Genomic DNA, 20,194 nt, shown 5'->3' with positions numbered 1-20,194 from the left:
CCGACGGGCTATGGATATAGTGTACAAAATATTTTGTTAATTCTGACCGAAGAGCAAATGCAACTGCAGCAGGACTGCGTCGGGAAAATGCCTGGGATCAAGGCCGGTAGCTTCGGTGATCTTGTCCAGACGGTAGAGCAACGTATTGCGATGGATATACAGCTGCCTTGCTGTCTCGCTGACATTGAGCTGGTGAGCGAAAAGAGTTTCCAAGGCTTCTTTTTGCTCCGTGCTCAAAGCGGGTAAAGCTCGAACAGAAGAGATGGCTTGAAGCACCCCGGTAGCTACAGCGTCCGGTAGCATGGCAGCCCAACGTTCAAGGGGATAATGCCAACTGGCAGCAACCATTTTGCTTGGACGAAAACGCTGCAAGGCGGAAGACAAATGATATAGTTCAATGAAGGTTCTTCCTGCGTCAGTCAGCGAACTGAACGGTGGGCCAACCAGTACGCGAAAGCTGTCCAGCACTTCACAGGCGAGCAATTCTTGCAACCCGTAGGCCCATTCCAAAGTGTCTTCCCTGCCGTCCGTACCAATGACAGAAAGAGGGACGATAAGCAAGAGATGTGTCGGATTCAAAGGAATGATGAGGGATGTGGGCTGGATATCGGGAATGTAGTCTCGCAATAACGGCTCTACGGATTCCCATGTCCATTTGCTCTCATTTCGGCATCGTTCCACCAGGAAGATGACCCGCTTTTCCCGCCAAGTCAATTGCTGAACCGAGCGGGGAGGCGGTGTTCCGGGATGATCCAGCAGGCCCTGAAACCACGAGGCAAGCTGCTCCGCTATGGATTGCGGAGGCTGTGACGTGGCAGCCGGGGTAAGATAAAGCTCCAGCAGGGCACGAGAAGCCCTATCCCAGTAATCAGGCTGTATCAAAAACAGGAAGGCGCGATCTTCATTTTGCGCCAAATAGATTAGCTCCCATCCGTTGCGCTCCTGTTCCAGAAGGAGCGGCTCCCATTCGACGTTTGAGCATTCCATTCCGCGTATCGGCAGCCCGGTTGCCTGGGCAATTTCGTCCGCCTTTTTTTGCCAATCCATATTCCGCCTCCAGTCCAAGTACTCTATGGTCACCATCTCTTCGACGGATACAGCGAAGGGCAACCAACAAAAAAATCGAGTAAGTCTATTATAGCTTACTCGATTGCCAGGGTGGGCGCAGCTTCTTGTACTGTTGCAGAAGCCGGACGGCCCGTCAAGGTATGCAGGGTGATTTCGGGGCGAGAGCGCAGGCGGATGTTCAGCCCTGTCTGTCCGAGTCCTTCACTGATGTAGAAAGGACGTCCGTCTACATGGTGAAGCCCTTTTACCATATTCAATTTGGGCAGTTTTCCCATTTTCGCCAGGTGATATGGTTTTGGCCAGTGGATCTGACCGCCGTGAAAATGGCCTGACAGCAAATAGTCGTAGTGATAATCCTTCATTTTCAGCACGAGGTTGGGATCATGAGTCAAAACCAGCCGTGCTCCTGTCTCGGGTACGCCAGCGAAGGAACGGCCAAGATGACTGCGGCGAGTGGCAAAATCATCTACGCCGATGATGGTAAGAGGTTGGCCATGGTGATGCACCGTTACATGCTGATTGACCAGGACATGGCATCCGAGTCGTTCCAGTTCGCTCTTGAGTTGGTTCAGCCTGGATGGCGGCAAAATATAATCATGATTGCCGAACACCACGAAAGTCCCGTACAGAGGGTTCAGTTTCATGACGGTTTCCACGTAGGCGACTGCCTTGGGAATATTTTTATGACGATCCAGCAAATCGCCGGTGATCGCAATCAAGTCCAGTTTCTTTTCGGAAAAATCATCGACAATTCGTTCCGCGTCAATCGACAGATTTTCCATATGCAAGTCGGATAAGTGCAAAATGGACAATGGCTCATAATCGTCAGGATTCGGCAAGCGCTCAGAGGACGAAAGGGGTACAGTAACATGGCGAGTGTGTACATCGTAGGTATTTCGATTCGCTCGTAAATAAACAACGGCGACAGCTACAAACAGGACAATCCAGGTCATGATGGTCTGCCACCTCCTATTCATTTCAATAAGGTTCATTATACTAGATTTTTACTTCTTTGAATGAGGTGGATTTTGGAAGAAGGAATTTTGCCAGAAGGAAAGAAATATTATGAAAGTTGAGGTAAAATGTTTCCAAGTGGAGTGAAGGAGAGTGGGCTCATGAAGGTAGAAAAAATTCCAGTAATGCAAACCCAGTCCAATTTGCAGAATTATGACGAGGCATACGCGAATTTTGACTGGGCAGAAGTCGAAAAGGAGTTTTCCTGGTATGAAACCGGCAAGGTCAACATGGCCTATGAAGCGATCGACCGTCATCTTTTGACACCGCGTAAAGATAAAATCGCCTTGCAGTTCATCAATGATACGAGAGAAGAAAGCTACAGCTACGCGCAATTAAGTGAATTGTCAAACAAGTTTGGCAATGTGTTGCGCAAGCTAGGAATCGTAAAAGGTGACCGCGTTTTCGTATTCATGCCGCGTACGCCGGAGCTTTATGTAAGCGTTTTAGGTACACTCAAGGTAGGCGCGATTGTCGGTCCTCTCTTTGAAGCCTTCATGGAAGCAGCGGTCCGCGACCGTCTGGAAGACAGCGAAGCCGTCGCAATTGTGACGACAGCAGCACTGCTGCCGCGCGTTCCCGTGAATGAACTGCCTGCTCTCAAGCACGTGATTGTTTTCGGCTCCGAGGAAGAATTGGCTGAAGGTTTGATCAGCTACGAAAAAGAGATGGCTGAAGCATCCTCAGATCTGGAAATCCAGTGGGTCGATCGCGAAGACGGCTTGATTCTCCACTATACCTCCGGTTCTACAGGAAAACCAAAAGGCGTGCTGCATGTTCACAACGCCATGATTCAGCACCTGCAAACAGGGAAGTGGATTCTCGATTTTCAGGAAGACGATATTTTCTGGTGCACGGCCGACCCTGGCTGGGTGACTGGAACCTCGTACGGGATCTTCTCGCCATGGCTGAATGGCGTGACGATGGTCGTCCGAGGAGGGCGTTTCTCCCCGGAAAACTGGTATAGTACGATTGAAAAGTATAAAGTGACGGTTTGGTACAGCGCCCCGACTTCCTTCCGCATGCTGATGGGAGCAGGCGATGAAGTAGTCAAGCAATTTGATCTCTCCAGCCTGCGCCACGTCCTGAGTGTGGGTGAGCCTTTGAACCCGGAAGTCGTATACTGGGGACTGCGCACACTGAACCAGCGCATCCACGACAACTGGTGGATGACCGAGACGGGTGGTCAGCTTATTTCCAACTATCGGTGCATGGAAATCAAACCAGGCTCGATGGGCAAACCATTCCCTGGCATCCACGCTACCATCATCGACGACCAAGGAAACGAATTGCCTCCTAACCGCATGGGGAATTTGGCCATTCGTACCGGTTGGCCGGCGATGATGCGGAAAATCTGGAACAACCCGGCGAAATATCAGGAATACTTCAATTTTCCAGGCTGGTATGTCTCGGGAGACTCGGCGTACAGGGACGAAGAAGGCTATTTCTGGTTCCAGGGCCGGATCGATGATGTCATCAATACCTCCGGTGAACGGGTAGGGCCATTTGAAGTGGAAAGCAAGCTGGTCGAGCATCCGGCAGTAGCAGAAGCAGGGGTCATCGGCAAGCCTGATCCTGTTCGCGGTGAAATTGTCAAAGCGTTCATTTCCTTGCGTGCAGGCTATGAGCCGAGCGACGAACTGATGGATGAGATCCGCAAGTTCGTAAGAGAAGGGCTTGCTGCCCATGCCGCTCCTCGCGAGATCGAATTCCGCGACAAGCTTCCGAAAACTCGTTCCGGTAAAATTATGCGCCGTGTCTTGAAGGCGTGGGAACTGGGCTTGCCGACTGGCGACTTGTCCACCTTGGAAGACTAATTTTGTAGCAGAAGACAAAGCCATCTCTCAAATCAGGGGGATGGCTTTTACAGCATCGATCACGGAAACGGTGGTGTCATCATGGATAAGCACCAGCATACAGCACAAGAAGAATGGCTTCGTCAGGTCTTGGAAGGGATTGTGGAAACTTCGCGGGATCATCTGATCATTACGGACGGGGAAGGCTTTATCCGCATGATCGGCGATTCCTGCGAGGACATGTACGGCAGAAGCAAGGACGAGCTTCTCGGCCGCAACGTCATTGAGCTGGAACAGGAAAAGGTGTTTTATCCCTCTGTCACCCATATGGTGATGCAAAAGAACATTCCACAGACGATTTTGCAGGAGACCAAAAATGGCCAGCAGTTGATGGTGAGCGCGTATCCGGTTTTCTCCGGCGAAGGCAAGTTGACGGCAGTCGTCAACTACTCGCATGACTTGACGGAAATTCTGGAATTAAAGCAGCGCTATGAGAGTATGAATCAGCAGTTGAAACAATTTGAAAGTGAGATAGAAGAGCTGCGGGAGAAGAATCAGGACGGTATGGTGGCTGTCAGCGAGGCGATGATGGCGATAAACAGGCTGATCAAAAAAGTGGCAGTCGTCGATTCTACGGTACTGATCTTAGGAGAGTCCGGTGTAGGGAAGAACGTAATCGCCAAGGAAATTCCCCGCAACAGCCGCCGATCGGGAGGAGATTTCGTCGAGATTAACTGCGGCTCGATACCCGAAGGGCTCCTCGAATCCGAGTTGTTCGGCTATGAGGCAGGTTCGTTCACCGGAGCAGCCAAGACGGGAAAGAAAGGCATCATCGAGATGGCAAATGGGGGGACGCTTTTGCTAGACGAGCTGGGAGAGCTTCCCCTCCCGTTGCAAGCCAAGCTGCTCAAGGTGATCCAGGAAAAAAAGCTGCAGCGAATTGGCAGCACGCAAGATCGCGAGGTGGATTTTCGTCTGATTGCGGCAACGAACCGCAATCTCGAAGCCATGGTTAAGGAAGGGAAGTTTCGCCAGGACCTCTACTTTCGCCTGAACGTGGTGCCGATCCACGTTCCTCCTTTGCGCGAGCGCCCGGAGGATATTGCCGCCCTGATTCGGGTGGTGCTGCGCAATCTAAATGAGCGCTACGGCTTAGAGAAACGGCTCGATAGCGCTACAATCGCCGCTCTGATGCAGTATGATTGGCCGGGCAATGTGCGCGAACTGGAAAACGTTCTGGAGCGCATGGTCGTGACGACAGATGAAGAAGTGATCGAACCCATCCATCTGCCGGCAGAGGTAGCCGCGAGCTACGTCGAGCAGGAAGAGAACGTCCCGCTCATGCCCCGCTTTTCGCTCAAAGAGGCACTGGATCAAGTAGAGGAGAAATGGATGCGGTATGCCTCTGAGCGCTGCCGCACGACAGCTGAGATGGCGGACTTCCTGGGCATCAGCCAGCCCTCGGTCGTGCGGAAGCTGCAGAAATACCGTATTCGCAGTTGATTCATTTTTGAATTATATAATTCATTTTTGAATCGGATTTTGCAGCAAATAATTCAATTGTGAATAAATGCAGATAAAATAGGCGAGCTTTCCGCTTTTATTGAGTTTGGCATGCTTTTTGCTAAGTATAAGGAGCAGGTCGGGTATTACCGAATCTTACTCAAATAATCTCCTAAAGGGGTTGGGTCATATGTCCAAACAACGTACATTTGTCAATGTTTCTGCAGGGGTGCCAGGTCCCAAAGGCGCCGCGATCATCGCCAGAAGGGAGCAGGCTGTACCCAGTGGTGTGGGCAATAACACGCCGGTTGTCGTAGAACGCGCATCCGGTGCATTGCTGACAGACGTAGACGGCAACACATACCTGGATTTTGCCGGAGCGATCGGTACAATCAACGCAGGCCACTGTCCGCCAGAAGTCGTCCAGGTATTGAAGGAGCAGCTCGACAAATACATCCATACCTGCTTCCACGTTGCCATGTATGAGCCATATGTCCAATTGGCGGAAAAACTGGCTGAAATCACGCCCGGCGATTTTGCCAAGAAAACCATGTTCGCCAACAGCGGTGCGGAAGCCGTAGAAAACGCGGTCAAAATTGCCCGCAAATACACGGGCCGTCAAGGGATTGTCTCGTTTACCCGGGGCTTCCACGGTCGTACGCTTTTGGGCATGTCCCTGACCAGCAAAGTAAAGCCGTATAAATTCAAAATGGGTCCATTTGCGCCCATGACGTATAAAGCCCAGTTCCCGTACCCGATGAACAAGCCGGCAGGGCTGACGGATGCCGACTACGCCCAGTACTGTGTCGATCAGTTTGAAGATTTCCTTTTGACAGAGGTATCTCCGGAAGAGCTGGCAGCGGTTATTATGGAGCCAGTCCAGGGAGAAGGCGGATTTGTCATTCCTCCTGTCGAATTTGTTCAAGGAATTTACAATATTTGCAAGAAGAACGATATCCTCTTTATCGCAGACGAAATTCAAACCGGTTTTTGCCGCACTGGCTCAATGTTTGCCTCCACTCATTTCGGCATCGAACCCGATATCATTACGATGTCCAAGTCGATTGCGGCTGGTCTGCCGATCAGTGCGGTTACGGGGCGGGCAGAGATTATGGATGCGCCGACTGCCGGTGAAATCGGCGGGACCTACGGGGGAAGTCCTCTGGGCTGTGTAGCGGCTCTGGCTGTCATTGAAAAGATGGAAAAAGAAAATCTGGCCAAGCGGGCGCAAGAGATCGGCGATGCCATCCAGAAGCATTTCCTGGCTTTGCAAAAAGACATGCCAGTAATCGCGGATGTCCGCGGGCTTGGCGCCATGTGCGCGGTGGAATTCGTAGATCCGCAGACAGGGGAGCCGGCGAAGGAGCTGGTCGGAAAGCTGACCAAAGGATGTTGCGAGAACGGAGTAGTCGTGCTGTCTGCAGGCGTTCACAGCAATATTCTGCGCTTCCTCACACCGCTGGTCATCACGGATGAGCAATTGCAGGAAGGCTTGGATATCATGACCGATGTATTGAAAGGGATCTACGTAACCAACTAATCGAGAGAAGAGGAGGGGATCGCAATGAAGAAGCATTTGTACATCCAGGGGAAATGGAAGGAAGCAAAGGAGTACGCCCCGCTCTATTCTCCCTTCTCTGGTGAGTTGATCGCCGAGATCGGGCAGGCGGACGATGCAGATGTAGACGAAGCTATCGAAGCTGCGAGACAGGCGAGCAAGACGATGGCGAAACTTCCGGCAAGCAAGCGCGCCGCCATTTTGGAAAAGGCGGTCGCGATTATGGAAGCGCGGCAGGAGGAGCTGGCTCGGATTCTGGCGTCGGAAGCAGCCAAGCCGATTCGTACTGCCAGAACAGAGATCGGCCGAACGATTCAGACGTATAAATTTGCTGCAGAGGAAGCAAAACGCATCCATGGCGAAACCATCCCGCTAGACGCTGCACCGGGCGGAGAGGGGCGGTTGGCTTTCACCTTCCCAAAGCCGATCGGTGTCGTGGGAGCCATCACACCGTTCAACTTCCCGTTTAATCTCGTAGCACACAAGCTGGGCCCTGCCTTTGCTGCCGGAAACACAGTGGTGCTCAAGCCTGCCAGCCAAACTCCGTTGAGTGCCTTGGTATTGGCCGATATTTTTGCCGAAGCAGGTCTGCCCGAAGGAGCCTTGAATATTCTCCCCGGAAAAGGCGCTATCGTGGGCGAAAAGCTGGTGCGCGATCCGCGAATTGCCGCGATCACCTTCACTGGAAGTCCGGAAGTCGGAATCGCGATGAAGAACAAAGCTGGCCTCAAGCGGGTTACGCTGGAGCTGGGCTCCAACTCGGCTCTGATCATTGACGATAACGTGGAGATCGATCAGGCATTGATCGATCGCTGTGTGATAGGCGGGTTCTCGTTTAGCGGTCAGGTGTGCATCTCGCTGCAGCGTGTCTACGTGCACGAAAGCAAGTACGAAGAATTCCTCTCCTCCTTCCAGGCGGCGACGGAAAAGCTGGTGCTCGGCGATCCTCTGGAGGAAGCGACGGACATGTCGTCTCTCATCTCGGCTAAAGACCATCAACGCATGACAGACTGGGTGGAGGAAGCCGTCTCCAGAGGGGCGAACGTGGTTACAGGCGGCAAGCCCGTGAACGAGCGGCTTTTTGCCCCGACGATTCTGACCAATGTAGCGAGTGACATGAAATGCTCCTGCCAGGAGGTCTTCGGTCCGATCGTAGTCGTCACACCTTTCCAGAAGCTTGAAGAGGCGATTGAAGCCGTCAATGACTCCCGCTACGGGCTGCAGGCTGGCATTTACACCCGCGACATTCAGAAAGCGCTCAAAGCCGCCGACGAATTGGAAGTAGGCGGTGTCATGATCAACGACATCCCGACATTCCGGGTGGATCACATGCCGTATGGCGGAGTGAAGGAAAGCGGCTTTGGCCGTGAGGGAATCAAGTATGCGGTCGAGGAAATGACGGAATTAAAGCTAATCACCATCAAGCTGTAGCCAGCATAATCAATCAAATAAGCAGACAAGCGAGCCCGCAGAGGCTCGCTTTTTTCGTCGACGCCGGAGATTATTGATTTTCCATCCGCTCCACGATATATTTTGCGTCATTTCCAACCCCGCCGAGAAGGGCGGAGCCCCGGGAATACTGCCAAGGCAACCCGATGAAATAGAGATCCTGGACGGGAGAAATGCCTCTTTCATGGATTGGCTTCCCATCTGCCGCCAATACTCCGGGTATCTGAAGCCATTCATAATTCGAGCGAAAACCAGTAGCCCAGATGATGGCGGAAATCTCGGCTTTTGCTCCATCGTCAAAAGTCGCCGTACGATTCTGAATGGAGCGAGTGCGCTGGGTTACGTGCAGCTGCCCTTTTTTCGTCAGCTCGCGTACCTGCTTGCGGTAGCCAAAGATCGGGTCGGGTTTGGCGCGCCACTTTTTCCCCAGCCAGGAGGTCCCAGGCGATTCAAGCAATCCGAATGCGTACAGATACGAGAAGATCGATCTGCCGAAGATCATGGCTGGAAGAAAGGTGCGATCCTGCCCCATGGACAGATAGACTGGACGGGAGGCGGCAAGCTCGACAGCGATCTGTACACCCGAATTTCCCCCGCCGACGATCAGGACGGGACCGGGCGGCAATTGCGTTTCATTCCGATAAGAGGCAGTATGCAGGGAGAAGACATCTGATGAATCCTGCTGCCCCAACGCAGGAATGAACGGTGTTTGAAAAGGACCAGTGGCAACGACGAGGCTACGAGTATGCAATACCTCATCTGCCGTCTCGACTGTATATCCTCCGGCCGTTTTTTCCACCCGCAGCACTGTTGATTGATATTGGATGGGAAGGTCAAAGTGCCGGGCGTACATTTCCAGGTAGTCTGCCGTCTCCTCCTTGGTTGGCAGCTGCATTTGCTCGCCGGGGAACTCCAGTCCTGGCAAGGCACTGTAGCGACGGGGTGTAAACAAGACCAGGGTGTCGTATCGCTGTCGCCAGCTATCTCCAGTCCGTTTTTGCGAATCCAAAATCAGAAAGCGGCGATTGGTCTGTCGCAAATAATAGCCCATAGCCAGCCCCGCTTGCCCTCCTCCGACCACAATGACATCGTACTCGTTCATGGCAATCCCTTCTTTTCTCTCCTTGATTAAGGTAAAGGCTACCAAAAAGAGTTCAAACATTCAAGTGTTTATTTGAATGATTATGAGAATTTGGTATCATTGGACAGGTTCGCATATAATAGAAAAGATATACAATTCGCTAGATCGTTAGGAGGTTAGCATCTTGCCGGTAAACTTCCGTAGCCTGCTTCGTGACAGCCTGGGAGCGGTCATACTGGGGCTTGCCGTCGTCTGGGTGACAACAGGGGGCACGAGCAATCCTCTTTATGCGAATCTCATCACTTGGTCACCGAAATGGCTGGATGTCAGAACCTTTTTCCTCAGTATCGTCCTTGAAGCCATTCCCTTTGTTTTATTGGGAGTCTTTTTTTCCGCCTTTATTCAGACGTTTGTGACAGAAGAACAAGTTCGCCGCTGGACGCCTAAAAATCCATTCATTGCGTTGCCCTTTGCCGGGCTCTTGGGAGTGCTGTTCCCCGTGTGCGAATGCGCCATCATTCCGGTGGTTCGCCGCCTGATTCAGAAAGGGATGCCGCTTCATGTGGGGATCGTCTTCCTGTTGGCGGGTCCAATCGTCAATCCAATCGTGTTGACTTCTACCTACACGGCTTTTACCCGGCAGCCTGACATGGCGATGTATCGTGCGATTTCGGCGTTGATTGTTGCCTTCGTGATCGGGATTCTGGTGTTGTTCTTCGTCAAAAAGAATCCGCTGCGCTTGGGAATGGAGACAGAGATCAGACATGAGGCGAGACATGTGGAAGCATCTCGTGGCAAGCTGTCGGCTACTTTTTCTCATGCAGTCGATGAATTTTTTGATATGGGAAAATTCCTCCTATTCGGGGCATTAATCAGTGCGCTGCTGCAAGTTTTCGTCAGTCGGGAAACCATGCTGGGGATCGGACAGACGCCACTCTCTTCCCATTTGGTCATGATGGGCATGGCGTATATCCTCTCGCTATGTTCAGAAGCAGATGCGTTTATTGCAGCTTCCTTTGCCAATACCTTCCAGAGCAGTTCGCTACTGGCTTTCCTCGTCTTCGGTCCCATGATGGACTTGAAAACGACCTTGCTGCTGTTCCATTCATTCCGTTTTGGCTTTGTGGTCAAGCTGATCCTGGCGGTGACAATTACGGTATTGGTCGTCACATTATGGATGCCGGTGTGAGAGGAGAAGAAAAATGGACCAAAATCAGAAAAAATGGAAACGTCATTACATATTGCGAACATTGATATTGAGCGGTTTTGTGCTCTTGCTTGCGGAGATGATCATTACGGGGAGGCTAAGCCAGTATCTGGCACCCCGGCTGCATATGCTGAACTACGTGACGCTGGGCATCCTGATCATCTTGACGATCGCGAGCATCCGCCAGGTCATCATCGGCCAGAGCGATTATGATTGTGACTGCGACGCGCATAAAATCCCCCGGTCGCCATGGACTTCGCTGATCGTATACGGGCTTTTCTGTCTCCCTTTGGCGATGGGCATATTCATGCCGGACAAAACGCTGGGGAGTGCCATGGCAGAAAATCTGGGTGTGAACCTGCTGAGCAATGACGTCCGAAAACTGGCACAGGTCAATGCTACGGTGCCTGAGATGGAGTCACAGGTGGATGTGCAGCCAAATGACGGGGAGCGGATAGCGGAAGATGTCAGGAAGCAAGCAGAGCCGTCAAACACATCCGAAGAGCCAGTGAAGACTGTCCCGCTGGAAGAAGCGCAAATCAGGCAACTCTTTGCTGAAAGTGATTTTGGCGACTTTTACACAGACATTGCGGTATTCCTGTATAAGCAGCCTGTGATCAAGCTGGATGACAAAGTGTTTTTAGACGGTTTGACAACGATGGAGCTGTATGCCAAGGAATTTGCGGGCAAGGAAATCGAGACGATGGGCTTCGTCTACCATCAATCCGATTTTTCGGAGGAGCAGTTTGTCGTGGCTCGTTTTTCAGTCTCCTGCTGTACAGCAGACGCCAGTGTGTTCGGAATTCTGGTGGAAGACAAACAAGCCAAAAACTATCCTATCGACAGCTGGGTCAAGGTTCGCGGGAAGCTGGAGCTAAGAAATGCAGATGGCTACGATATGCTGGTACTGAAAGCTACGCAGGTAGAGCCTGTAGATGCACCGAAGGATCCCTACGTTTACTACAGCTTTGAAGCTCCGCAGGGGAGTGAATAGAAAAAAGAGCGTCTAAGGGAGAGCCCTGCAAAATCCCCTTGTTGGAGCTTGCAACTCGAGTAACCCCATTGAATTGTGTAAAAAAGAGGGCAATAACGAAAAAATGCAGTTCAATCTCCCTCAGGAGGCGGACTGCATTTTCTCTGTTAATTTTATCATCCGTTTTACATTTACGACGAAAGTCGTAAGTATTGCCTGTATTCGCATGCGAAAGAGACCACGGTACTTAGCCTTGGTCATCCCATGATACCTTTTTAGTTCCGCATTTTTATGTTCAATAATCGGTCTGCGACAAATACGTTCCTTGAACGTATCGCTTTTCTCAAACTCGATTTGCTCTTGGTAATGTTCCGCCACAATCCGAATGGAATAGGTTTTGCTCTTCGCTCCTGGCTTGAAGCATCCTTCCTTAAGCGGGCACGCCTTGCATTTCTCGGTATCGAAATAGAAAACAAGAGAACGACTATTGCCACTTTGCTTGCTTCCTTGGACAGCTTTTCGAATACTGTGTTGTCCTGCCGGACAAATAACAAAGTCTGCATCCTTGTTGTATTCAAAACCTTCTTGTCTAAGCCCTCCGTTATGTACGATCGGGTTAAGTGGTACGACGGGTTGAATCTGCTTACTTTTCATCTCTTCCAAATTATCTTTACCCGAATATGCAGTGTCAGCAATCACTTCATGTACTTCTATACCTGCGTCCAAGGTTTGATTCAAAAGTTCTTTGAATTGTTTGCCGTCATCCGAACTTCCTTCAGTAACTTCCACAGCCGTAATGATCTCTTCTTCTGTCATGGCGATATGTTCTTTGTAGCCAAAAAAGGATTTTGTATTGCTCTTCCATCCAAAGCGTGCATCCGGATCAATGGCCGACATAATGCCTTTATTGGCAAGGAGACGCTCGTCTTCCACGATGGCCTTGGCGATTCGAACTTTCTCCGAGATGGAACCTTCATGATCCGGCAACAACAACTCAACAGTTTCCCCAAGATTAGCCAGGTACTGAAGCATGATCTTCTCGGCATCCTCTTGATCTTCTTTCCTCAACCCCGGTAACTTCGGGAGTTTCTTCTCAAGCTTGGGATGCTTTTTCACCACAACACGGAACAGGCGCTTCGCCGCATCTCGAAGTACTTCAAGTGGCTTTTGTTTTTGCGAAGCTGCCAGTGTATGGGTGGAGTCCATGATGATCGTCTTTGACTTCACAAGACCTTTTTCAATGCACTGACGCACAACTGATATGAGCACCTCATCCACGGCTCCTGCTCCTAATCGATGATTACGAAAGCGAGACAGTTGGGAGGGGTCAGGAAGGTTATCCTCCGGATTTACACCTAAAAACCACTTGTAAGCGAGGTTTACCTGCGTTTCCTGAATGATGCGTTCATCCGAAAGATTGTAGAGAACTTGTAAAAACAGCAAACGAAACAGGAGTTCTGGTTCGTTAGCAGGTCTTCCGTAATGCTCACAATAAGAGGAACGAACTAAGTCATGAATAAACGTGAAATCTACGATTTCATTGATTTTTCGTAATGGGTGATCCTCGGGAATCAGTTTGTATAATTCGGCATGGAAAGATGCCGTCATTTGTTTAGAGGGCTGTAGCAATGGTTCCAACTCTTTCGTTTTCTTTTCATTGTACAACAAAACCCAGTGCCAAAGGGGGTACTGGTTGAAAACTCTACGGTTGGGGAGGAGAAGCATGTTTCCAGGCGGAGCGATTGGCGGAGTCCAGCCTAGCGGAACAGCGAAGCCCGGGGAAACGAAAGCGCAACCTATGAATAAACTCCGGAGCTGCGCGCCGTTTTGCGCTTCCCCCGGGATCGCTGTGGAGCGGACAGTTTAACTCCCTTGCGGGACGTAGACCGTAGCGCAGATCGGAAACATGCTTCTCCCCACTACAGCTACATTCACGACACATGAATCCCCAGTACCTAAAAGCACTGGGGATTCAGTTTACAGATAGTAGGTGGACTTTTGCAGGGCTCTCCTCAGGGCGCTCTTTTTTATTTTTTTAACAAGTGATGGCGTACGGCATATGCGGCCAGTTGCACACGGTTCGCCAGTTGCAGCTTGTCTAAAATATTTTTGATGTGATTTTTTACCGTGTTCTCGGCAATGACCAGTGCATCGCTGATCTCCCGGTTTGTCTTGCCAGCCCCGACATACATGACAATCTCGCGTTCACGCGGTGTCAGCACATCAGGCTTCAGCTCGTCTCCCAGCTCTTCCTGGCGAAAATGATGAAACAGTCGGGTCGCCATCTCGCGCGAGGGGAGACTGTCTTCGCACAATAGTGCATGCAGATAGTTGATCCAGTCGTCTGGCTCGAGGTTTTTCAGGAGGTAGCCCTGAGCGCCGAACTGGATCGCCGTGATCAAGTCGCCGACATCATCGGAGATGCTGAGAATGACGACTTTAATGTGAGGGTAGGCTTTTTTGACTTCGCGTGTCGCTTCCAGCCCGCTCCATTTGGGCATATTGATATCCATCAGGACGAGATCAGGCTGCAGTTCGCCGCAAAGCTGAAAAGCTTCTTCCCCGTTGACAGCTTCTCCTACCACCTCAAACGAAGGGTCCGGGTCAAGCAAACTGCGAATCGCCAACCGCGCCATGGAGTGATCGTCAGCGATAATGACTCGATAGGGGTTCATCTGTTTTCACCTCCTTTTTGAGAGATCAGGCTGATCAACGTTCCGCCGCCTTCCCGCTGTTTGATTTCCAAAATGGCGTCCAACTGCCGGGCGCGTTCACGCATCATGGACAGTCCGTATTTTTTGGACCTTTTTGAATCAGGCGAGATCCCGATGCCGTCATCTTCGATCGTCAGCATCCAGCTGCGTGAATCTTGCGTAACCAGCGAAATCCAGGCATGGCGGGCTTGCGAATGCTTGCGAATGTTGGCAAATGCCTCCTGGATGATGCCAAACACCTGGACCTCCTGGGCAGGTGAGAAAAAATTGTCGCTAACCTGTATCTCATGTACGATATCTACGCCAGAGAGAGCACTCCACTGGGCCAGCCAGTTTTCCAGACGCTGCTCCAGACTGCCTTCCTCCGGGAGCGAGCGCAGATTGAAAATGGCTTGTCTGACGTGATTGTCAATCGCCGACACGGCAATGCGCGCATCGTCCAAATGTCCTTGCTTCAGTTTGACGTTGAGAAAAAAGAGAGACTGCGCGATGCCGTCATGCAGTTCGCGGGCCAACCGCTCCCGTTCCTCGTAGACAGCGCGACGTGCCTGCTCCTCGACAAGGCGAGCATTCATCCTCTCAATCGTACGGAACATCCAGTTGGCGAATAGAAAAGAGAGTACCAACGTGAGGATCGTGATGTATACATTGCCGTCCTCCATGGAGAGATAGGGCAGCAGGAAGTCATGGCGGATGAATTCAAAACCTCCGATGATGATCGGAGGGAGCAGGGCGGTCAACCAGTAAAGGGTGCGGTAAGTCATTGCTTTCTTCCTTCCTTGTCCGATGGCAATCAAGACTAGTATACCGAACTGTAGCTTTCGATGATATACTCAGATAAGATCAGAGAATAGCGAGATGGGTGGTGGAGGATAACATGAAACAGGTAGCCAGAGCTTTAACGATAGCAGGCTCAGATAGTGGAGGCGGCGCCGGGATTCAGGCGGATCTCAAAACCTTTCATCAGTTCGGCGCATACGGAATGAGTGCGATCACCGCGATTACGGTTCAAAGCACCCTCGGGGTGTTTGGGGTATATCCCATGACGACAGAAGCTGTTGCCCAGCAAATCCATGAGGTGCTCCGCGATATCGGAGCGGATGCGGCCAAGACGGGGATGCTCTTCGATGCGGCGATCATCAGGGCTGTGGCGGATGAACTGCGTCCGTACAACAAACTGAAATTGGTTGTGGACCCTGTCATGATCGCAAAGGGCGGGGCAAAGCTGCTCCAGGATGATGCGATTGAAGCACTGACCAAAGGTTTGCTGCCTCTCGCGGAGGTTGTTACTCCGAATGTACCGGAAGCGGAGTGCTTGACGGGTATGCAGATTCGCAATGCGGAGCAGATGCGCGAAGCGGCCAAGGCGATTCACGCGTTGGGCGTGCGCAACGTCATGATGAAGGGCGGGCATCTGGAAGGCGACGAAGTGCGGGACATCCTGTACGATGGACAAGCTTTTCACGAGATCGTCCACGAGCGCATCCAGACCCGGCACACGCATGGGACGGGTTGTACGTTCTCGGCTGCATTGACCGCAGAACTGGCCAAAGGCACGCCGCTGATTGAGGCGGTGGAGAAGGCGAACCGCTTTATTTTCGAAGCGATTAAGACAGCACCTGAACTGGGCGGGGGCCACGGTCCAACCAATCACTGGGCTGTTATCGAATAAAGGAAGAACGTGAAAAGCCCGGCGCGAAGCCGGGCCTTTTCTATTTGATCTTGATTGCGAAGCCTTCTGTAAGCCGAGTTGGATAGCTGTAAAGCGTGAAGCTGTATTCCGAAGGGGTGCCATGAGAAGTGAGCCGTTTAAACAGATGACCGTAAAGCTGTATGTTTTTTGATGGATAGTCACTGGAAGAGGTGCTTTGCAGCAGGTCATATTCATTACCCAGGTCATCTGTCAGCTCGCCAAGCAAAGACACATATCGCGAGTGGTCGATCTCATCTACGATTAGCGAAAGGTCCATTCCCACGACATCGTCCCGTTGGCGCAGGGCGTCCAGGCGAAGGCGTTCATCCGGTATCTTCGTGAAATCGCCTGTCCGGGCATCTATCGTCACAGTCAGCTTGTCCTTATCCAGCGCGCGGATCCCTTTCGCCTGCAGCATCAGTTGTTCGAATTTGGCAAAGTAGATGCTCTCCAGATGGTAAATGACCACATCGTCGCCTTCGCGGGAATAAGGCAAGCCATTTCCCCAAAAGGCGTAGGTAGCTCCCTTTTCATCTTCCAGCTCCAATTGGTCGAATTCAAAAATATGCTTGGTATTGGCGGGATCGAAGCGGATCCTTACCTCTGTTTGCGTCGGATAGGCGGTGATGCTTTCGACCGTGAAGCGTTGGCTGTCGACTTGTACCTCTTGGTTTACCTCATAGGAGATGGGTTGATGTACAACAAACTTCGTCTTGTCGATGGCAAACACCACGTTTACCGGAGTATCTTGTTCTTCGCCGTCGATGGATATCGTGGCGCGAAGCTGCAAGAAATCCGGCACTTCCCCTCTTTCTTCGAACGTAAAATCGATCCGATTTTTCGTGGTTTGTCCCGGTTCCAAATTGTGACTCCACGATGCGCCGCCAAGTCCCCACGGATTCCCCGCAGTGTCCAGCAGCTCCACTTTATGCAAGGAGAGAACCTGATCGGAGCGATCCTGCGAGAGCGTATAAAAAATCAGCATGCGCCGTTCATCCATCAGCACCTCGTCCACACTGAAGCGGATGGCTCCTTGCTGGATGCTTTCTCCGACGTTTTGCACCATCCTATGCTCTGCTGCCCGCTGCAGGCCTTTGTCCTCGCGAATCAGCTCCACCAGCTTTTCCATCCCCGGGATATGACTCACATAGGCAGCGACAACCGGAGACAAGCGGATGGAAAAGAACAGTCCCACGACCAATAAACAAGCAGCCAAGCTGGTCCCGTAGCGCTGCCACCGCTTCCGTCTTGCCTGCAATCGCTTTGCTTTGTCTACTCCTTTTCGGATGTAATGGTCCAGATCAGCAGGCAGTATTACTGCTTGCATGCGTTCTTTTTCCTCATTCAACGACTGTTCTAACTTATCTTCATGTTGCATGAGCGTTCACCAGCCTTTTCCCAAGTCGTGACGCAATGCGCCGAGTGCCTTATGCAGCCAGGTTTTGATCGTCCCTTCCGGATGGTCGAGCAGGGAAGCAATTTCGCGTATCGTCAGATCTTCAAAATACTTCAGAATGATGACATGTCGCTGAATCGGGGAGAGCCGTTCCATGGCAGCCTGCAGCAAGATTCGTTCATCTGTATGATCTGCCTGTGGGTCTATGCGCTCCCGGTCGGTCTCTTCCAAAATCCAGCGCTTTCTTCGTTTTTGCTCATCTATGCACAAGTGGATCAAAAGCCGTGTCAGCCAAGTTGAAAAATAGGCCGGCTCCTTTAACGCAGACAGTTTGAGATAAGCGCGACAAGTCGCTTCCTGTATAGCTTCCAATGCATCTGTTTCCGTGCGCAAAAAGGCATACGCCACGCGATACATCCGCTCCTTGTGCATGAGGATAAGCTGGTAAAAAGCCTGATCGTCCCCTTTTTGGGCCTCACGGACAAGCTGTTCCAGATTCACGTTCACCCCTCCTACAATCATTAGACTCGCGAAGAGCGAAAACGGTTTTGCCGAACCTTCTCCTTCTTTTTTGCTTACTGTATGACAAACAGGAAAAAGGGTGGAAACGACTGTATGTGGACGAGATGGGTCACAATACACCAATCCTACGGCCTGCCCCGGGTCGCACAGGATTGTCGGCAATTTTTGGAATTGAAGGGCATTCAGGTCAAGGTAGTCGCTAAACGGACCAAGAGAAACGGGCATGTCTATTCTCTGCGCGTCCCGTCCTCCCAGCAAGAGCAGGCCAAGAAATGGCTTCACCTTTTTAAGCAAACGATGTAGGAAAAGCCCATGCCATCTACACACCAGCGCGGACGAGAAGCTAGCGGGACATACTAGAGCAAAGGGGGGAGAGTATGGCGACTACAGTGCAGGAAGCGCCAGGCAGAAGCAAATCCGGTCTTTTTATCCCTGACTATGTCTTTGTCGAGCCCCACGCTCTTGATTATCCGCTGGGGAAAGAGCTGTACCAGCGCTTTCAGCGGGAAGGAATCCCGATACAGATGACGACCAGCCACAACCAGGTCCGGGGAATCCCGGGAGAGACGGATGCGGAGAAATACCGCAATGCCAAGCGCACGCTGGTGATCGGGGTACGCAAAACCTTGAAGTTCGAGACCTCAAAGCCTTCTGCTGAATACGCCATCCCGCTCGCCACTGGATGTGTGGGCCACTGTCACTACTGTTATCTGAATACCAACGTCGGCTCCAGGCCGTATATCCGAATCTACGTCAACACCGATGAGATCTTCGCGCAGGCGAAAACCTACATTGAGGAGCGGGCGGGAGAAATCACCCGCTTTGAGGCTGCTTGTACTTCGGACCCGGTCAGCATCGAGCATATCACCGGCAATTTGAAGCGGGCGATTGAATTTATGGGGGAGCAGGAGTGGGGCAGGCTGCGCTTTGTCACCAAATTCCACCATGTGGACTCCCTTCTCGACGCCAGGCACAAAGGGCATACGCGCTTTCGCTTCAGCATGAACGCAGATTATGTGATCAAGAACTTCGAGCCGGGAACCTCGAGTTTCAGCGAAAGACTGGAAGCTGCGGGAAAAGTGGCGAAAGCAGGCTATCCGCTGGGGTTCATTTTGGCGCCATTGTACTGGTTTGAGGGCTGGGAAGAGGGGTATACGGATCTATTGGAGAGGCTGCGCGAACAGCTTGTCCCGGAGGCCATGGAGGATTTGACATTTGAACTGATTCAGCACCGTTTCACCAAGATCGCAAAAAGCTTGATATTGCAGCGGTATCCCAAGACTAAGCTGGAAATGAACGAAGAGGAACGAAAATACAAATGGGGCAAGTACGGGAAAGGAAAATACGTCTATCCTGACGTGAAGGCAAAAGCGCTGCAAGCTCATTTGGAAAAGGAAATCTCCAGATTGTTTCCACAGGCTCGTGTCGAGTACTTTACGTAAATGATAAAGCGTTTACAAGCTGCTCGAGGTATCGGGCAGTTTTTGCCGTTCCCAAGAACCGATACATTTCGACAAACCCGCGGCGGACATGCTACAATATGATTTGCTCTCATCTTCATGAAAGGAAGACCCAACCCCTATGAAGTCGATTTTGATTACCGTCGAGGGGCCAATTGGCATTGGAAAAACCTCTCTCGCACGGGAACTGAACCGGGCCTATGATTTGCAGCTGCTGGAAGAAATTGTGTATGAAAATCCGTTTTTAGGAAAATTCTACGAGGATATTTCCGAGTGGAGCTTCCAGTTGGAAATGTTTTTTCTTTGCAATCGGTACAAGCAGTTGCAAGATATTCATTCCAAGTATTTGCAGCAGGGCATTTCGGTCGTTTCCGACTACAATATTTTTAAAAATACGATTTTTTCCAAACGAACGCTTGATCCTGACAATCTGAACAAGTATCTGAAGATCTACGATATTTTGACGGAGGATCTGCCGCAAGCGCATTTGGTCATTTACTTGACAGCTTCGATCGATACGGTGATGAAGCGAATCGCCATGCGTGACCGCGATATCGAACGCAATATGGATATCACATACATGGAAAATCTGATTGCGGACTACGAAGAGTTCATGCAGGAATTTGAAAAGCAGCACCCCAATACCCCTGTGATCAAATTGAATTGCGATCATGTGGATTTCGTACATAACCAGGGAGATTTGCAGCAAGTATTGGACAAAGTAGATCCCATCATCCGGAAGCTGCTGGCAGAATAAAGG

At 51.2% G+C, this 20,194-nt stretch carries 18 protein-coding genes; 10 read left to right on the top strand and 8 right to left on the bottom strand.

The window, feature by feature from the left end:
* Positions 1 to 36 precede the first annotated feature (36 nt).
* On the bottom strand, positions 37 to 1,047 hold the full coding sequence (locus T458_RS32740; RefSeq protein ID WP_023554730.1) for a PucR family transcriptional regulator: 1,011 nt from the start codon (positions 1,045 to 1,047) through the stop codon (positions 37 to 39).
* A gap of 95 nt (positions 1,048 to 1,142) precedes the next feature.
* On the bottom strand, positions 1,143 to 2,021 hold the full coding sequence (locus tag T458_RS32735; protein WP_023554729.1) for a metallophosphoesterase: 879 nt from the start codon (positions 2,019 to 2,021) through the stop codon (positions 1,143 to 1,145).
* A gap of 162 nt (positions 2,022 to 2,183) precedes the next feature.
* Between T458_RS32735 and acsA the strand changes: the two genes are divergently transcribed.
* The 4 genes from acsA (at position 2,184) to T458_RS32715 (ending at position 8,370) form a co-directional block, all read left to right on the top strand.
* Entirely contained in the window at positions 2,184 to 3,899 is a 1,716-nt protein-coding gene (gene acsA, locus T458_RS32730) for an acetate--CoA ligase (RefSeq protein ID WP_023554728.1), read from the top strand.
* An 81-nt stretch (positions 3,900 to 3,980) separates the two neighbouring features.
* On the top strand, positions 3,981 to 5,381 hold the full coding sequence (locus T458_RS32725; protein ID WP_023554727.1) for a sigma-54 interaction domain-containing protein: 1,401 nt from the start codon (positions 3,981 to 3,983) through the stop codon (positions 5,379 to 5,381).
* 190 nt (positions 5,382 to 5,571) lie between these two features.
* Positions 5,572 to 6,921, top strand: a complete 1,350-nt coding sequence (gene gabT, locus T458_RS32720; RefSeq protein ID WP_023554726.1) for a 4-aminobutyrate--2-oxoglutarate transaminase — start codon at positions 5,572 to 5,574, stop codon at positions 6,919 to 6,921.
* Positions 6,922 to 6,945: 24 nt separating this feature from the next.
* On the top strand, positions 6,946 to 8,370 hold the full coding sequence (locus tag T458_RS32715) for an aldehyde dehydrogenase family protein (protein ID WP_023554725.1): 1,425 nt from the start codon (positions 6,946 to 6,948) through the stop codon (positions 8,368 to 8,370).
* A gap of 70 nt (positions 8,371 to 8,440) precedes the next feature.
* Here the strand turns inward: T458_RS32715 and T458_RS32710 are convergent, their stop codons facing one another.
* On the bottom strand, positions 8,441 to 9,490 hold the full coding sequence (locus T458_RS32710; RefSeq protein WP_023554724.1) for a flavin-containing monooxygenase: 1,050 nt from the start codon (positions 9,488 to 9,490) through the stop codon (positions 8,441 to 8,443).
* A gap of 277 nt (positions 9,491 to 9,767) precedes the next feature.
* Between T458_RS32710 and T458_RS32705 the strand changes: the two genes are divergently transcribed.
* Both T458_RS32705 and T458_RS32700 read left to right on the top strand, forming a co-directional pair.
* Positions 9,768 to 10,658 carry a permease gene (locus tag T458_RS32705; RefSeq protein WP_031305370.1) on the top strand — a complete coding sequence of 297 codons (891 nt, stop codon included), beginning with the start codon at positions 9,768 to 9,770 and terminating at the stop codon, positions 10,656 to 10,658.
* 13 nt (positions 10,659 to 10,671) lie between these two features.
* On the top strand, positions 10,672 to 11,670 hold the full coding sequence (locus tag T458_RS32700) for a TIGR03943 family putative permease subunit (RefSeq protein WP_023554722.1): 999 nt from the start codon (positions 10,672 to 10,674) through the stop codon (positions 11,668 to 11,670).
* A 120-nt stretch (positions 11,671 to 11,790) separates the two neighbouring features.
* Here T458_RS32700 and T458_RS32695 read toward each other — a convergent pair whose 3' ends face one another.
* From T458_RS32695 to T458_RS32685, 3 genes are all read right to left on the bottom strand, one after another.
* Entirely contained in the window at positions 11,791 to 13,278 is a 1,488-nt protein-coding gene (locus tag T458_RS32695) for an IS1182 family transposase (protein ID WP_031305284.1), read from the bottom strand.
* 398 nt (positions 13,279 to 13,676) lie between these two features.
* The gene (locus tag T458_RS32690) at positions 13,677 to 14,324 is read right to left on the bottom strand and encodes a response regulator (RefSeq protein WP_023554721.1); all 648 of its coding nucleotides are present in this window, start codon (positions 14,322 to 14,324) and stop codon (positions 13,677 to 13,679) included.
* Positions 14,321 to 15,127: a sensor histidine kinase gene (locus tag T458_RS32685; protein WP_023554720.1), complete on the bottom strand. Its 807-nt coding sequence runs from the start codon at positions 15,125 to 15,127 to the stop codon at positions 14,321 to 14,323. Before T458_RS32685 ends, T458_RS32690 begins: the two co-directional genes overlap by 4 nt.
* Positions 15,128 to 15,240: 113 nt before the next feature.
* Between T458_RS32685 and thiD the strand changes: the two genes are divergently transcribed.
* A complete protein-coding gene (gene thiD / locus T458_RS32680) occupies positions 15,241 to 16,035 on the top strand; it encodes a bifunctional hydroxymethylpyrimidine kinase/phosphomethylpyrimidine kinase (protein ID WP_023554719.1) in 795 nt (264 codons plus the stop codon).
* A gap of 40 nt (positions 16,036 to 16,075) precedes the next feature.
* On the opposite strand, the gene T458_RS32675 is transcribed toward thiD, so the two are convergent.
* A complete protein-coding gene (locus T458_RS32675; RefSeq protein ID WP_031305369.1) occupies positions 16,076 to 17,383 on the bottom strand; it encodes a DUF4179 domain-containing protein in 1,308 nt (435 codons plus the stop codon).
* Between the two features lie 57 nt (positions 17,384 to 17,440).
* Positions 17,441 to 17,953 (bottom strand): sigma-70 family RNA polymerase sigma factor, encoded by a 513-nt coding sequence (locus tag T458_RS32670; protein ID WP_023554717.1) that lies wholly within the window; start codon positions 17,951 to 17,953, stop codon positions 17,441 to 17,443.
* Between the two features lie 114 nt (positions 17,954 to 18,067).
* Between T458_RS32670 and T458_RS32665 the strand changes: the two genes are divergently transcribed.
* From T458_RS32665 to T458_RS32655, 3 genes are all read left to right on the top strand, one after another.
* Entirely contained in the window at positions 18,068 to 18,277 is a 210-nt protein-coding gene (locus T458_RS32665) for a hypothetical protein (protein ID WP_031305368.1), read from the top strand.
* Positions 18,278 to 18,351: 74 nt separating this feature from the next.
* Positions 18,352 to 19,416 carry a spore photoproduct lyase gene (splB, locus tag T458_RS32660; RefSeq protein ID WP_023554715.1) on the top strand — a complete coding sequence of 355 codons (1,065 nt, stop codon included), beginning with the start codon at positions 18,352 to 18,354 and terminating at the stop codon, positions 19,414 to 19,416.
* 139 nt (positions 19,417 to 19,555) lie between these two features.
* Positions 19,556 to 20,191, top strand: coding sequence for a deoxynucleoside kinase (locus T458_RS32655; protein ID WP_023554714.1), 636 nt, complete (start codon positions 19,556 to 19,558; stop codon positions 20,189 to 20,191).
* The last annotated feature ends 3 nt before the right edge of the window (positions 20,192 to 20,194 follow it).

It is taken from the genome of Brevibacillus panacihumi W25 (assembly GCF_000503775.1).
GTDB classification, from domain to species: Bacteria; Bacillota; Bacilli; order Brevibacillales; family Brevibacillaceae; genus Brevibacillus; species Brevibacillus panacihumi_A.
The sequence above is the reverse complement of the archived record's forward strand: the minus strand, read 5'-3'. Positions and strand labels throughout refer to the sequence as shown.